The sequence below is a fragment of the Paenarthrobacter sp. CCNWLY172 genome, from assembly GCF_037402035.1.
Lineage (GTDB): Bacteria > Actinomycetota > Actinomycetes > Actinomycetales > Micrococcaceae > Arthrobacter.
Window position 1 is genome coordinate 133,014 of sequence record NZ_JBBEGB010000005.1, and the last position, 13,733, is coordinate 146,746.

The 13,733-nt window shown below is 62.7% G+C and carries 13 protein-coding genes; 7 read left to right on the forward strand and 6 right to left on the reverse strand.

Annotated features, from left to right (window positions below; genetic code table 11):
• Positions 1-11 precede the first annotated feature (11 nt).
• Together WBN73_RS09270 and WBN73_RS09275 are read left to right on the forward strand one after the other, a co-directional pair.
• Positions 12-1,067 (forward strand): LacI family DNA-binding transcriptional regulator, encoded by a 1,056-nt coding sequence (locus WBN73_RS09270; protein WP_337455536.1) that lies wholly within the window; start codon positions 12-14, stop codon positions 1,065-1,067.
• 104 nt (positions 1,068-1,171) lie between these two features.
• A complete protein-coding gene (locus tag WBN73_RS09275) occupies positions 1,172-3,013 on the forward strand; it encodes a glycoside hydrolase family 2 protein (RefSeq protein ID WP_443193255.1) in 1,842 nt (613 codons plus the stop codon).
• Positions 3,014-3,072: 59 nt separating this feature from the next.
• On the opposite strand, the gene WBN73_RS09280 is transcribed toward WBN73_RS09275, so the two are convergent.
• Both WBN73_RS09280 and WBN73_RS09285 read right to left on the reverse strand, forming a co-directional pair.
• On the reverse strand, positions 3,073-3,870 hold the full coding sequence (locus WBN73_RS09280; protein ID WP_207595641.1) for a glycerophosphodiester phosphodiesterase: 798 nt from the start codon (positions 3,868-3,870) through the stop codon (positions 3,073-3,075).
• A 13-nt stretch (positions 3,871-3,883) separates the two neighbouring features.
• Positions 3,884-4,156: a hypothetical protein gene (locus tag WBN73_RS09285; protein WP_207595640.1), complete on the reverse strand. Its 273-nt coding sequence runs from the start codon at positions 4,154-4,156 to the stop codon at positions 3,884-3,886.
• Positions 4,157-4,294: 138 nt separating this feature from the next.
• On the opposite strand from WBN73_RS09285, the gene WBN73_RS09290 reads away from it, so the two are divergent.
• On the forward strand, positions 4,295-5,161 hold the full coding sequence (locus WBN73_RS09290; protein ID WP_337340150.1) for an SDR family oxidoreductase: 867 nt from the start codon (positions 4,295-4,297) through the stop codon (positions 5,159-5,161).
• 28 nt (positions 5,162-5,189) lie between these two features.
• Here WBN73_RS09290 and WBN73_RS09295 read toward each other — a convergent pair whose 3' ends face one another.
• Both WBN73_RS09295 and WBN73_RS09300 read right to left on the reverse strand, forming a co-directional pair.
• Complete coding sequence (locus WBN73_RS09295; protein WP_337340149.1) at positions 5,190-6,008, reverse strand: isocitrate lyase/PEP mutase family protein; 819 nt, start codon at positions 6,006-6,008, stop codon at positions 5,190-5,192.
• Between the two features lie 68 nt (positions 6,009-6,076).
• On the reverse strand, positions 6,077-6,886 hold the full coding sequence (locus WBN73_RS09300) for an HAD family hydrolase (RefSeq protein WP_337340230.1): 810 nt from the start codon (positions 6,884-6,886) through the stop codon (positions 6,077-6,079).
• Between the two features lie 71 nt (positions 6,887-6,957).
• Between WBN73_RS09300 and WBN73_RS09305 the strand changes: the two genes are divergently transcribed.
• Positions 6,958-8,019, forward strand: a complete 1,062-nt coding sequence (locus tag WBN73_RS09305) for a glutathione S-transferase family protein (RefSeq protein WP_337340148.1) — start codon at positions 6,958-6,960, stop codon at positions 8,017-8,019.
• A 23-nt stretch (positions 8,020-8,042) separates the two neighbouring features.
• On the opposite strand, the gene WBN73_RS09310 is transcribed toward WBN73_RS09305, so the two are convergent.
• Both WBN73_RS09310 and WBN73_RS09315 read right to left on the reverse strand, forming a co-directional pair.
• Positions 8,043-8,978: a carbohydrate kinase family protein gene (locus WBN73_RS09310; RefSeq protein WP_089593110.1), complete on the reverse strand. Its 936-nt coding sequence runs from the start codon at positions 8,976-8,978 to the stop codon at positions 8,043-8,045.
• 40 nt (positions 8,979-9,018) lie between these two features.
• Positions 9,019-9,840 (reverse strand): alpha/beta hydrolase, encoded by an 822-nt coding sequence (locus WBN73_RS09315; protein WP_207595636.1) that lies wholly within the window; start codon positions 9,838-9,840, stop codon positions 9,019-9,021.
• 110 nt (positions 9,841-9,950) lie between these two features.
• Between WBN73_RS09315 and WBN73_RS09320 the strand changes: the two genes are divergently transcribed.
• From WBN73_RS09320 to WBN73_RS09330, 3 genes are all read left to right on the forward strand, one after another.
• The gene (locus WBN73_RS09320) at positions 9,951-11,057 is read left to right on the forward strand and encodes a GTP pyrophosphokinase (RefSeq protein WP_207595635.1); all 1,107 of its coding nucleotides are present in this window, start codon (positions 9,951-9,953) and stop codon (positions 11,055-11,057) included.
• Between the two features lie 22 nt (positions 11,058-11,079).
• Positions 11,080-12,576 carry a SulP family inorganic anion transporter gene (locus WBN73_RS09325; RefSeq protein WP_207595634.1) on the forward strand — a complete coding sequence of 499 codons (1,497 nt, stop codon included), beginning with the start codon at positions 11,080-11,082 and terminating at the stop codon, positions 12,574-12,576.
• Between the two features lie 160 nt (positions 12,577-12,736).
• Entirely contained in the window at positions 12,737-13,732 is a 996-nt protein-coding gene (locus tag WBN73_RS09330; protein WP_337340147.1) for a bile acid:sodium symporter family protein, read from the forward strand.
• Position 13,733 lies beyond the last annotated feature (1 nt).

Sequence of the window (13,733 nt, forward strand, 5' to 3'; positions counted from 1 at the left end):
GAACGCAACGCATGACTTCTGACGAAATTCATCCTGTACGGCCTGCTGTACGGAGGACTAGAAGCGGCGAGCCCGGAGTCAAAGAGGTTGCCAGCCTGGCTGGCGTGTCATGGAAAACGGTGTCCAACGTTGTCAATAACCGCCCCAACGTCAGGGCTTCAACACGGGACAAAGTTCTAGCCGCCATCGCGGAGCTGGACTACCGCCCCAACCTTGCGGGGCGCCAACTGCGCCAAGGAACGTCCAACACCCTGGTCTTGGCTGTTCCCGAAATTTCTTCACCCTATTTTGGCCGACTTGCAGAGGAAGTCATCTCAGCGGCCAAACGCAGGGGCTACACCGTCCTCACTGAGGTTTTCGGCTTGGATCCCGAGGCGGAGAAGTCCGTGTTGGCAGGCTATCGGGACCGGATGGTGGACGGCGTGATCTACAGTCCATTGACCATGGATTTGTCCCTTTTTCAGACCCGCACCGACACCACCCCCATGGTCCTGCTCGGTGAACGTTTGAGTGGAGCAGGCGTTCCCCACGTGAGCATTGACAACGACGCGTCCGCGCGGAATCTCGTCAGCCATCTTGCAGCCCGGGGGCGACGGCGATTGGGCTTCATCGGCGCACGCCCGGGCAGCGGGGAGGGCACGGCCATGCTCAGGCTGGATGGTTTCCGGCGTGGGCTGGAGGAATGCGGCATTCCTTACGAGCCGGATTTGGTGGTGGACGTGCAGCACTACAGCCGCGAAGAAGGCGAGCTTGCAGCCCTGCGACTCCTGAACTCGGGCGCTGACTGCGACGGCGTTGTCTGCGCCAGCGATGTCCTTGCCGTGGGCGCCTTGCGCGCTTTCAGGCGGCGGGGATTACGGGTACCGGAGCAGATGGCAGTGGCCGGCTGGGATGACATCCCCGAGGCCGCATTCATGTCCCCCTCACTGACTAGCATCGCTCCAGACATGCTCGCCCTTGCCGACGAAGCCTGCCGCCTGCTGCTGGCCCGGATCGCCGGAACGGACCTCCCTGCCGAGGAAGTAGTGATCCCGCATGAGCTGAAAGGCCGGGAGTCCACCTACTGACCCTCAGGGCTCCACTTGAGCTAAGCCCTTGGAGTTTCTAACGTTGCAAATTCTCTCCCTATGCGCTTCACTGGAAATGACTCCCCCATCCCGCTCTCGAAGGACTGGCCTTGACGTACTCTGATGTGATCCCCTCCCTCCCGAAGCCCGAACACCCCCGCCCGCAGCTGGTCCGCGAGCAGTGGCTGAACCTCAATGGAACCTGGGCATTTGAGATCGACGCCGGTGACTCCGGTTTGGAACGCGGTCTCACCACGCGCGTACTCAACAGCGAAATCCTGGTGCCGTTCGCGCCGGAATCCAAGCTGTCGGGGATTGAGCACGTCGATTTCATGGAAGCAGTCTGGTACCGGCGCACGGTGACCATCCCGCAGGAATGGGTAGGTCAAAACGTCCTGCTTCACTTCGGCGCTGTGGATCACGACGCCACGGTGTGGGTGAACGGCGTCGAAGTGGCCCGCCATCGGGGCGGCTTCACTCCCTTCACTGCAGACCTTGGAGGAGTGGCCGAGCCTGGTACGGACGCAGTAATTGTGGTGCGGGCCAGGGATTCCCGGCACGAAATGCAGGCCCGCGGCAAGCAAGCCACGTGGTACAACAACACCCACTGCCAGTACACCAGGACGACCGGAATCTGGCAGACCGTGTGGATGGAAGCAGTCCCTGAGGTCCATATCAAGCGCCTCCAAATGACCCCCAACCTGGCGGACTCCAGCATCACACTTGAGGTGCCTGTCAGCCAGAACCGGAACGGGCACACCATCACCGCGGTACTCAGCGACAAGGGTGACATGCGGGTTGAAGCTACGGTCAAAGCCGATCTGGACCTTACGCCCTCCCTTCGGCTGGAAATCCCCAGCGATTCCCTGCGCCCTTGGTCCATTGAAGATCCCTTCCTGTATGACCTTGAGGTCAGCGTGATGGACTCCGCCGGCAATACTGTTGACCACGTCAGCAGCTACGCAGCAGTGCGGTCCGTTGCCTTGGACGGAAAGGTTGTTCGCATCAACGGCAAAGCAGTCTTCCAACGCCTCATTCTGGATCAGGGCTACTGGCCCGAATCGCTGATGACCTCTCCGGATGACGCAGCCTTGATCAAGGACATCGAACTGTCCATGGCAGCTGGTTTCAACGGCGCCCGGCTCCACGAGAAAGTCTTCGAGGAACGCTTCCTCTACCACGCTGACCGGCTCGGCTATCTGGTGTGGGGCGAGTTCGGCGACTGGGGTGTCTCCGGCGGAGGAACTGTGGGGCACAACCAAAAGCCCACAGCGAGCTTCGTGGCGCAATGGCTGGAAGTGCTTAAGCGCGACTTCAATCACCCTTCCATCATTGGTTGGTGCCCGCTGAACGAGACACACCAAGTGATGCATGACCGCCCGACTGTGCTGGATGACGTCACCGAAGCCATGTTCCTGGCTACCAAGCTTGCTGATCCCACACGCCCGGTCATCGACGCCTCCGGCTACTCCCACCGCATCCGGGAAACGGACATCTACGATTCCCACTCCTATGAGCAGGATCCGGACCGCTTCCGCCTGGAACAACAAGGCCTTGCGGACGGCAAACCGTTCATCAACCGCACAGCGGACGGCCAGGACTACTCAGTGCCGTATGCCGGGCAGCCCTACTTCGTCTCGGAATTCGGAGGGATCTGGTGGAACGAAGTTGAGGCCCGCCAGGCTGTGGACGGAAGCGACGTCGCCTCCTCGTGGGGCTACGGCCAGCGGGTCGGCTCAGAGGAGGAGTTCTACGCCCGGTTCGACGGTCTGTGCTCAGTCCTGCTGGAGAACCCGGACATGTTCGGGTACTGCTACACCCAACTGACGGACGTCTTCCAGGAGAAAAACGGCATCTTCAACTTCGACCGCAGCAACAAGTTCGACCTCGCCAGGATCCGTGCGAGCCAAATCCGGCCTGCAGCGATCGAAACCCGAGGGAAGTGATAGAGCGTCCCCACCAAACCCGAGGGAAGTGATAGAGCGTCCCCACCTGGGACGCTCTATCAGACCCATTCGCCCCTGCGTACCAGAACTTTCTTGAGGAGGTCGAGCCGGTCGGACACGATGCCGTCCACGCCCAGGTCCAGCAGACGCTCCATCTCTACGGGATCGTTGACGGTCCACACATGCACCTGCCTGCCAAGTCGATGGGCGCGGCGTACAAATCCGGGCGTCACCACCGGCAACCACCCATAGCGGACAGGAACCTGGAAGACGTCGACGTCGGAGAGCAGCTTGCGTGCCAGAGGCGTCGGAAGTATGGGCCCAAGAAGGACGAAAAGCGCTGTCAGGGAGCTGCCTGCCGAGGACGCCACTCGGCGGGAAAGCTTGGAAAGGACTGCGCGGCGTCGCCTATCCGAGAAGCTGGTGACCAGAACCCTGTCATGGATGCGGTGCTTCTCAATGGCGGCAGCCATTGTGTCCACAGAATTCCAGTCCTTGACGTCCAGGTTCAGCCGGGCACCGGGCAACGCCGTGACCAGCTCCTCAAAGGTTGGCACCGGCTCCAGCCCGCCGATCCTCGCCAGAGCTACTTCGGCCGCCGTCAGCTCGGACACTTTCCCTGCGGAATCAGTCACCCTGTCCAAGGACGAGTCATGGAAAACCAGCAGCACGCCGTCGGACGTGGTGTGGACGTCTGTCTCGAGGTGCATCGTACCCAGATCCACCGCAGCCCTGAATGCTGCCAGGGAATTCTCCAGACCGTCCAAGGAGAATCCCCGGTGGGCGAAGGCCAGAGGGCCCACTGAACCATCCTTGCGGAGGAAATAGGGCAGCGTCACACCCGTAGCGTAGCCCATCGCCAAGGTGCGGCTAGGACTCCTGCGGGAGTGCCGCCGTCGTCCTTTGCGGAACGATCGCCACGCCGTCGCTGACGTGCACCAGCGTGCGGCCGCGACCGCCGTCGAGCTCCACCCACACCGCGGTGGCATCGCCGGTGACGGCGTCCACCACCCCGGACGATTCGTAACCCGGCGTCAGAGTGACGCTGACCCGATCGCCCTGGCGCAGCGAGCGCCAGTGATGGTCCGGTTCGATCCGCCGCAAAGGCGCAGTATTGACGTTGTTGATCCGACGCTTGGCCATGATTCCCCCTACACATTCAACGAGACGATTTCACCGTGCGAACGGGTCCTTGGCTGGAAGCCTACGGAGCCAAGTTGAACGCCGGTTGTATGGAAGCTGGGAACTGGGTGACACCGCGGGACTGGCAAACTAAAGGGCATGACTGTGTTGATAGCCGGATGCGGCGACCTTGGAACCGAAGCCGGACTCCGCTTCGCCGCTGCGGGCCATGAGGTGGTGGGATTGCGCCGATCCCCCGGGAAGTTGCCTGCCGAAATCCGCGGCGTGTACGCGGACCTCTCCACCGAGCTGCCGGAACTACCGTCAGACGTGGACATTGTGGTGGTGGCAATTGCGGCCGATTCCTCTACCGAAGAGGCCTACCGAGCTGCCTACGTGAGCGGAGTGAAGAACGTCCTGGACGCCCTGGAACGGCAGTCCATTCAACCGCGGCGCATCCTGTTCGTCTCCTCCACGGCTGTGTACAAAGACTCCGGCGGGGCGGTGGTGGACGAGTCCACCCCCACCGAGCCCACGCGATTCAGCGGCAAAGTCCTGGTGGAGGCAGAGAAGCTCCTGTTCGCCCGGACGCGTGGAACCAGCATCCAGCCCATTTCGCTGCGGCTCGGCGGTATTTACGGACCGGGTCGCACCCGGCTGATCGACCAGGTCCGCAGTGGCAAGGCCGTCATCCCTGCCCAACCACGGCACACGAACCGCGTCCACAGGGACGACGCCGCCGCGATGATCGTCCACCTCACCACCATGGAAGCCGCCCCGGATTCCGTCTACGTCGGCGTCGATGATCTCGCGGCGGAAATGGGCGACGTCATGCGGTTCCTCGCCTCGGAGATGGGATGCCCGGAACCCCCGACGGCGGCACCCGGCGACGCCTCCGACGCCGGCCCCGGTGACAAGCGCTGCAGCAACGCACGGCTTCGGGCGACAGGCTTCGAATTCACCTTCCCCACGTTCGAAGAGGGCTATCGCGCGCTGCTGGCCGGCAAGGGCGTGCGACACCCGTGAAGCGCAGGGCTTCTTGCTGGCCTGGGGACTACTTCGAGCTGGCGAACAGCCCGTTGAGGGAACCGTAGTCGATGGCTTCGCCCACTGCGTTGTAAGTGCCCTCGGTGTTCAGCTCTTCCGCGGCACGCTGGGCTACGGCATAGGCGGCTTGGGCTACGCTCGAGCCGAGGCTGACTCGGGAGACGCCAAGCCTTCCGAGTTCGCTGACGCTCAGCGATCCTGCCCCCACCATCACGTTGACGGGGATGGAAATCCCAGCGGTCAACGCGGCAACGGTGTCTGTATCTGATGCTCCGGGAACGAAGATGCCGTCGGCGCCTGCTTCAACATACTTTTCGGCTCTGGCCAGGACCTCGGCAATTTGCTGCTGGACGGTGCCGGCGCCGGCAAGGAACACATCGGTGCGCGCATTGATGAACAAGTCCTTGCCCGCCTGACGTGCGGCATCCCGTGCGGCTGAGATCCTCGCGCAGAATTCTTCCGGGTCCCGGGAACCATCTTCCATGTTGATCCCCACGGCACCGGCCTCAAGAATATCGGCGACCGTCCTCGCGATTCCTTCCAGCGTTTCCGAATAACCACCCTCGATGTCCGCCGTGACGGGCACGTTGACGGCGTCCACGATGCTGGCGATAACTGCCAAAGCACGCTCCCTGTCCAGCCGGTCGCCGTCGGGCATACCCAAGGACCAGGCAACTCCGGCGCTGGTGGTCGCTATAGCTGGCGCTCCCGCTGCCTCCGTGATGACGGCGCTGGCGACGTCCCAGGCGTTGCTGAGCGCAAGTGGTTTCGTGTTGGTGTGGAGAGATTTGAAATGAGCAGCAGTCTGGTGGTGTTCGAGGTTCATGACTACATTCCACCAGCCGGCGCGAACTCTGGCTGGCAGGAATCGGACATCACCAGCGCAGGACCAAACTAGACCCGCTGCTCCGTCAGCTTTGCCTCGAGAATCTGGGCCACGCCGTCGTCGTCGAAGTGCGGTGCCTGCTGTCCGGCGGCGAGGATGGCCTCCGGGTGTCCGCTGGCCATGGCGTAACCGTGACCGGCCCAGCGGAGCATCTCGATGTCATTGGGCATGTCTCCGAACGCCACTACATCAGCAGCTTCGATCCCCAGGGACTCGGCGTACTTGGCGAGCGTGACGGCCTTGTTGATGCCGGGCACTGACATCTCCAGCATCGCGGTTCGAGGTGCCGAGTGGGTGGTGCTCACCAGGTGGGCGACGGCAGGCTGAACTTCGGCGAGGAATTCGTCCGGCGTGCCTTTCCGGGTAATAGCCAGGAACTTCACGACGGCGTCATCCGCCGTGAGCGTCTCAGCCAGCGGTTTCGGGGTGAGTTCGGCGAGAAGCTCGCTGGTTTCGTTCTCGATAAAGCCCGGCTCCAGTTGGAAACCCGTGAGGGTCTCAACGGCGAAGAGCGCGTCAGGCCTGAGCGACTTGATGATCCGACGGGCCTCAAAAACGGAGTCGGCGTCCAGGGCACACGAAGAGAGTGCTTTCTCGGTTTCCAGGTCCCACACCACCGCCCCATTGGAACAGATCACGATTCCGCTATGGCCAAGCTGCTCCTGGAGCGGGTACAGCCAGCGTGGCGGACGACCCGTGACGAAGACGAGTTCCACCCCTGCGTCGCGGCACGCCTGGAATGCCTTGATGGTCCGGTCACTGATTTTGCCGTCGTGACCGAGGATGGTGCCGTCAATATCGCTTGCTACGAGCCGCATCATGCCAGTCTACGTGGGCACAACGGCCCACAAGGTCGCGCGGTTCGGTGAGCCCGGCTTAGGCTGAAGCCATGAGTGAGAAGACCAGCGAAGTCGACGAACACAGCACCCGCGGCGCGTACGTCACTGGCAGTGAGTTCAACCGCGATACCAACTACATCGAGGACCGGATCACCCGTGACGGCGCCACCGGACCCAACGGCGAGCCCGGCTGGCCCGTGGAGCCGGGACGCTACCGGTTGATCGCCGCCCGGGCCTGTCCGTGGGCCAACCGCACCGTGATCGTCCGCAGGCTCTTGGGACTTGAGGACGTCATCAGCCTTGGCCAACCCGGTCCCACGCACGACGCCCGATCCTGGACCTTCGATCTGGATCCGGACGGCAAGGACCCGGTACTCGGCATCGAACGTTTGCAGGAGGCATTCTTCCAGCGCTTTCCGGACTACCCCCGAGGCATCACAGTTCCAGCTTTGGTGGACGTCCCCAGCGGCCAAGTGGTCACCAACAACTTCCCCCAGATCACGCTGGACTTCTCCACGGAGTGGACGGAGTTCCACCGTCCGGGCGCGCCGCAGCTGTATCCGAAGCACCTGCGCGAGGAAATCGACGCCGTCAACAAGAGAGTTTTCACCGAGGTCAACAACGGGGTCTACAGGTGCGGCTTCGCCGGATCACAGGAAGCCTACGATGCGGCGTACACCCGTCTCTGGAACGCTTTGGACTGGCTTGAGGAACGGCTGACCGGCCAGCGATACCTCGTGGGTGACACCATCACCGAGGCCGACGTCCGGCTGTTCACCACCTTGGCGCGTTTCGATGCCGTCTATCACGGTCATTTCAAGTGCAACCGCAACAAACTCAGCGAAATGCCGGCATTGTGGGGCTACGCCCGGGACCTGTTCCAGACGCCTGGGTTTGGGGACACCATCGACTTTGTGCAGATCAAACAGCACTACTACATCGTCCACGAGGACATTAATCCCACGCAGATCGTTCCTGCTGGACCGGATCTATCCGGTTGGCTGAGTCCGCACGGACGGGAATCCCTGGGAGGAAGTCCGTTCGGGGAAGGCACCCCGCCGGGACCAGTGAAGGCCGGCGAGGAAGTGGCCCCCGGTCACGGGGCCAGCTAGCCCCCTACGCTTCCGGCCCGTGGTTACGCCACTCCGTGGTTGAGCTCAGCCCGCGTGGGCGGATTCGCGCCTGCCCGCGACACCGTCACGGCGGCCGCACGTGTTGCGTGATCCATGATGGCTGCCAAGGTCTCAGCCGGCATGGCCCTTAAGGCGTCACGATTCTGGGCGCCATCCAGCCCATGGTCAACAATGGCGGACAACAACCCCGCCATGAACGAATCCCCCGCGCCCACAGTGTCCACCACGTTCACAGCTGGTGCGGGAATCTGGGTCTCGCCTGCCCTGGTGATGCCCCACGGACCTCGAGAGCCACGTGTCACCACAACCAGGGCCGGACCTCCTGCGCCTCCCAACGTCAGCCAGCGGCGCGCGGATTCCGTTGGATCGATGCCGGGGTACAGCCACTCAAGGTCCTCGTCGGAGGCCTTGACGACGTCGGACAGCGCCACGAAGCGTTCGGCTTGCGTCCGCGCGTAATCAACGTCCGTAATGATGCTCGGACGGCAGTTGGGATCGAAGCTGATGGTGCTGCCCGGGTGGGCATGTTCGACGGCGGCAAGCACCTCTGCGGCGCCGGGCTCCAGTGCGGTGGCTATGGAACCTGTGTGCAGCAAGGTGGCGCCCTGCAGCATCAGCGGCAACCTTGCGGCGAGTCCGGGCAATTCCCAGGCGAGGTCAAAGACGTAGGTGGCGGCGCCGTCGTCGTCGATTGTGGCAGTGGCCACGCTGGTGGGCTTCTCGTCCGGCGGAAGCGGCACCATTACGGAGCTTGAGCGGAGGTGGGCCGCCACGGAGTCACCGTAGGCGTCCCTGCCATAGCGCCCGATGAACTGCACCGGGTGGTCAAGGCGCGCCAGACCGACGGCTACGTTGAGCGGACTGCCGCCAACGTGCGCCTCGATTCCGGACGAGCGTTGGACCACATCAACAAGAGCTTCACCAATGACTGTCAGCATGGGACAACTCTGCCAGAGGCAAGCCCCTGCGACGTACAGTTTACGAGAGTAGTCGTTGGACCAGTTCGCGGCACTTCTTGTAGGCGACGGCTTTGGGGTCGATCAGGTCGAAGTGGTCACCGGGAACCCGGAGCAACTGGGCGGCGCTTCCTGCCGCCGTGGCTGCAGCAACGTATGCCTCGGACTGGCTGGCGGGAACGTCCTCATCGTCCGTGGCATGGACGGCATATACCGGAACGTCCAGCGGCAGCGAACTCATGGGGTCCGCGTACTTATGCCGTTTGGGGAATCTATGGGAATCCCCGCCCATGAGGTTGCAGACGGCTCCGTTGCTGAGGTTCAGCTTCTCCGCGGCCGCGAGGTTCAGGAGGCCGGACTGGCTGACGACGCCAGTCAGGTGCACGGCATTGTCCTCCGGGCTGCGCTGGAGTTGGCGGTCGGCGTCAGGCGTTCCGATGTCCGAGAGCCGCTGCCGTCCAGCAGCCCAGACCGCCAAATGGCCGCCGGCCGAGTGACCCAACGCGACCACTTTGCCGAGCTGGAGATTGTGATCACCGGCGATGGTGGCCAAGTGGTCGATGCCGGCCAGGATGTCCTCGAAAGTGTGGGGCCAACCACCGCCGTTGCCGGCCCGCCGATACTCGAGGTTCCAGGCGGTGATGCCGTGCGCTGCGAGGTCCCGTGCAAGGGGCTCGCCAAGCTCCGCGCCGTACTGGGACCGCCAGTAACCGCCGTGGATCACAACGGCGATCCCACCGGCCAGCGCAGGCGCGCCGCGATGGTTTCCGTTGGACGGTTCAGGTATGAAGAGTTCGCCCCATTGGCTGGGGTGTTCGCCGTAGCTGTACTTGTGCCGCAACATTGCGCCCTCCTTTGTACTGAGCCTATCGTGACGATTCACTAGTTTGGCTAGAGGCACCCCGACGGCGAGTGGCTCGGTTCAGTGTCGGACCCGCCCCGTAAGCTGGGGGCATGGCAAGCAATTGGGACAGCCTGGACCAGGATCAGCGCGACGCAGTGGAAGCAAACGTGGCGCTCTATGAGCGTGTCCGCCCTGCCCTGAAGCGGGTCACGCGTGATGTCCTGCTCACCTTGAGGGACATGCTGAATGACGCCGAGGTCACTCCGTTGTTTGTCACAGGACGGACCAAGACAGTGGAGTCCTTTCGGGAAAAGATCTCCCGCACCGATGATCCCTTGGAGCCGGGTGGCCCCCGGTTGTTGAAGTTTCCGGATCCCTTCCGCACGTTGAATGACATGGTGGGCATCCGTGTCATCACCAAGCTACCGGCCGAGAACGCCGCCGTGGCCAACATCATCAAGCGGCAGCGGCAGCTCTTCGATTGCCGCGGAGACCGTGAAAAGGACATCGGCTCCATCGAGTCGGGAACCTACGGATACTCCAGCCGCCACCTCATTCTGCGGACCATCCAGAACGAGGCCGTGAAGGAATACCAGCACGTCTTCAATCCGGACATGCCTGCCAACGGCAGCTACTTCTTCGAATGCCAGATCCGCACCGTTTTTGCCCACGCCTGGAGTGAGATCGAGCACGACATCCGGTTCAAGGCCGAAGACCCGCGTGCGTGGACGCCCCACTTTGACCGCCAGTTCACTGCCACAGCTGCCATGTTGGAAACAGTGGAGAGCGCCTTCGCCGATCTTCACGAGCGGTACGAGGAAGTCCGCGGCTACTGGGACCTGGAGGGTGAGGGCGGCTCGCCGCTGACCCCCAACCGGGTCCGGGACGTCTGGCGTACGCTCCTGCCGCACGTTGACCGTAAAGTTGATGACGACTGGGGATGGGCTGCCGAACTGCTCGCCGCCCACGGGCTCACCAAGACCGTGGAGCTGGCCGGGCTTCTCAGTGCCAACCGGATCACCGAGGTCCGCAAGGCCCTGGACCATCGCTATTCACCCGGCCCCGACCGCCTCCTGGATGACCTCTTGTTGTGGCAGTACGGAACCGAACACATTGATCTCACTGCTGAGGCGCCCGACGCCGTTCCGCACCCGCGGCGCGACAGCCTCCAGCGGCGTCTTAAGCAGATTGAGCGCTACCGCCAGACTGCACTGTAAGAAACCTGCCCTGTAAGGACCCATGACTCCGGAGCAACTCATGTCATTGCGGGCGACTTTTCGCTCGCCCCGCCGGCTGCTGACGGAGTCCCTCGCGGGACTTGTGGTGGCTCTGGCCTTAATCCCGGAAGCCATCGCGTTCTCGGTGATCGCCGGTGTGGATCCTCGTATTGGCTTGTTCGCATCGTTCACCATGGGCGTGGTCACCGCGCTGGTGGGCGGCCGTCCTGCCATGATTTCCGCTGCCACTGGCGCGGTGGCATTGGTGATCGCTCCCGTCATGAAGGAACACGGGCTCGACTACCTGATTGCCACCATCATCCTGGCCGGCGTCTTCCAGATCATCCTGGCGGTGCTCGGCGTGACCAAGTTGATGCGGTTCATCCCTCGGTCCGTGATGATCGGCTTCGTGAACGCGCTGGCCATCTTGGTGTTTATGTCCCAGATGCCAGAGCTCTTCAACGTGCCGTGGATGGTCTACCCGATTGTCGTCGTTGGCCTGGTCATTGTGTTCGGACTGCCCCGCCTGACAACTGCCATTCCGGCTCCCTTGGTGGCTATTGTTGCCATCACCTTGGTCACCGTACTGGGTGGCATCGATGTTCCGACTGTCAGCGATAAGGGTGAACTCCCGGACAGCCTGCCCGGCTTCTTCCTCCCCAACGTTCCCCTGAACCTGGAGACGTTCCAGATCATTGCACCCTTCGCGCTGTCCATGGCATTGGTGGGCCTGCTCGAATCGCTGATGACCGCCAAGCTGGTTGACGACATCACGGACACCCGGTCCAACAAGACCCGCGTCTCCTGGGGACAAGGTGCGGCGAACATCGTCACCGGGTTCCTTGGGGGCCTGGGTGGCTGTGCGGTGATCGGGCAGACCATGATCAACGTCAAGGGCTCCGGCGCCCGGAGCCGGCTCTCGACGTTCCTGGCCGGTGTCTTCCTGTTGGTGCTCGTAGTGGTCCTCGGCGACGTCGTGGGCATGATCCCCATGGCCGCGCTGGTTGCCGTAATGATCTTCGTTTCGCTGATCACCTTCGACTGGCACTCCATCCAGCCCTCAACCCTGAAGCGGCTGCCCAAGTCGGAGACCGCCGTCATGCTGATAACTGTTGCCGCTGTCGTGGCGACCCACAACCTCGCGGTGGGTGTCGGCGTCGGCGTTTTGACTGCCATGGTGCTGTTCGCGCGGCGGGTGGCTCATTTCGCAACGGTGGAGCGGACGGAACTCGAGCTCAACGGCGAAGTTGTTGCCACGTACACCGTGGACGGCGAGCTGTTCTTTGCGTCGTCCAATGATCTGTACACGCAGTTCGACTATGCAAAAGATTCCTCAGAAGGCATAGATCGTGTGATCATCGATCTCCACGGATCACATATCTGGGACGCATCGACTGTCGCCGTGCTGGATTCTGTGACCGAAAAGTACCGGAATCACGGGCGCGAGGTGGAGTTTATCGGACTCAACGAGGCCAGCATCCGCATGCGCGAGAGATTGGCCGGGAAGCTCAACTCCTGATCCGCCCCTCCCAACTAGGTAACAGCACACGTCCTAATGAGGGCTCAGTGGTGCGTTTACTGTCACTTAGTTGGGTGCGAAACAGCGGTTGTCTGACATATACCCCTGCGTGGATGTAACGAAGTCGTTCGGGTTGGGCGCCGAGTGTGAGCATGGATGAATGCTTGAGGCAACCAATACCCCGTCGACAACCGAACAAGCCGTTGCGCCCGTCAACGCCGCCCTTGCGGCTGAAGCCAAGATTGCGCGCATCGCTGTCACTGTGTTCCCACTCCTGGTGGTTGCAGCAGGAGTCCTCGGCTTCCTGGTTCCGGATCTGTTCAAACCAATGGGCGTCGCGGTTCCCTACCTGCTGGGCGTCATCATGTTCTGCATGGGGCTCACGCTCACCCCGCCGGACTTTGCCTCGGTGGCCCGGCGTCCATGGGCCGTTGCCCTTGGCATCGTGGCGCACTACGTGATCATGCCCGGCGCCGGATGGCTCATCGCCGTCCTTCTGCAGTTGCCGCCGGAACTGGCCGTCGGGCTGATCCTGGTGGGTTGCGCACCTTCGGGTACCGCTTCGAACGTCATGGCGTTCCTGGCCAAGGGCGATGTGGCCCTTTCCGTAGCCGTCGCCTCGGTTTCCACGCTGATCGCGCCCATCGTGACCCCTGCCCTGACACTTTTCCTGGCCGGATCTTTCCTGCACATCGAAGCGGGCGCCATGGTGATGGACATCGTGAAGACGGTGCTGCTGCCGGTCATCGCAGGCCTGTTGGCCCGCCTCTTCCTCTCGAAGCTCGTCGCAAAGGTTCTTCCCGCACTGCCGTGGGCGTCCGCCGTCGTGATTTCGCTGATCGTAGCCATTGTCGTTGCGGGAAGTGCCAGCAAGATCGTGGCTGCAGGCTCGATCGTTTTCCTGGCCGTCGTTCTCCACAACGGTTTCGGTCTGGGCTTGGGTTACCTCGCGGGCAAGGTCGGCCGGCTGGACGACAAGGCACGCCGCGCCCTCGCGTTTGAGGTTGGCATGCAGAACTCCGGCCTGGCCGCCACGCTGGCCACAGCGCATTTCAGCCCCTTGGCCGCACTGCCGTCGGCCGTGTTCTCGGTGTGGCACAACATCTCGGGGGCAATTGTGGCCGCCTGGCTGGCGCGCCGCCCACTGAAGGACTAGC

Excerpts from the sequence above, each read along its gene's own strand:
- WBN73_RS09305 (WP_337340148.1), top strand. The coding sequence starts at position 6,958 with ATGAGTGAGAAGACCAGCGAAGTCGACGAACACAGCACCCGCGGCGCG.
- WBN73_RS09285 (WP_207595640.1), bottom strand. The coding sequence starts at position 4,156 with ATGGCCAAGCGTCGGATCAACAACGTCAATACTGCGCCTTTGCGGCGG.
- WBN73_RS09310 (WP_089593110.1), bottom strand. The coding sequence starts at position 8,978 with ATGCTGACAGTCATTGGTGAAGCTCTTGTTGATGTGGTCCAACGCTCG.
- WBN73_RS09325 (WP_207595634.1), top strand. The coding sequence starts at position 11,080 with ATGACTCCGGAGCAACTCATGTCATTGCGGGCGACTTTTCGCTCGCCC.
- WBN73_RS09300 (WP_337340230.1), bottom strand. The coding sequence starts at position 6,886 with ATGCGGCTCGTAGCAAGCGATATTGACGGCACCATCCTCGGTCACGAC.
- WBN73_RS09330 (WP_337340147.1), top strand. The coding sequence starts at position 12,737 with ATGCTTGAGGCAACCAATACCCCGTCGACAACCGAACAAGCCGTTGCG.
- WBN73_RS09295 (WP_337340149.1), bottom strand. The coding sequence starts at position 6,008 with ATGAACCTCGAACACCACCAGACTGCTGCTCATTTCAAATCTCTCCAC.
- WBN73_RS09270 (WP_337455536.1), top strand. The coding sequence starts at position 12 with ATGACTTCTGACGAAATTCATCCTGTACGGCCTGCTGTACGGAGGACT.
- WBN73_RS09320 (WP_207595635.1), top strand. The coding sequence starts at position 9,951 with ATGGCAAGCAATTGGGACAGCCTGGACCAGGATCAGCGCGACGCAGTG.
- WBN73_RS09280 (WP_207595641.1), bottom strand. The coding sequence starts at position 3,870 with ATGGGCTACGCTACGGGTGTGACGCTGCCCTATTTCCTCCGCAAGGAT.
- WBN73_RS09315 (WP_207595636.1), bottom strand. The coding sequence starts at position 9,840 with ATGTTGCGGCACAAGTACAGCTACGGCGAACACCCCAGCCAATGGGGC.
- WBN73_RS09290 (WP_337340150.1), top strand. The coding sequence starts at position 4,295 with ATGACTGTGTTGATAGCCGGATGCGGCGACCTTGGAACCGAAGCCGGA.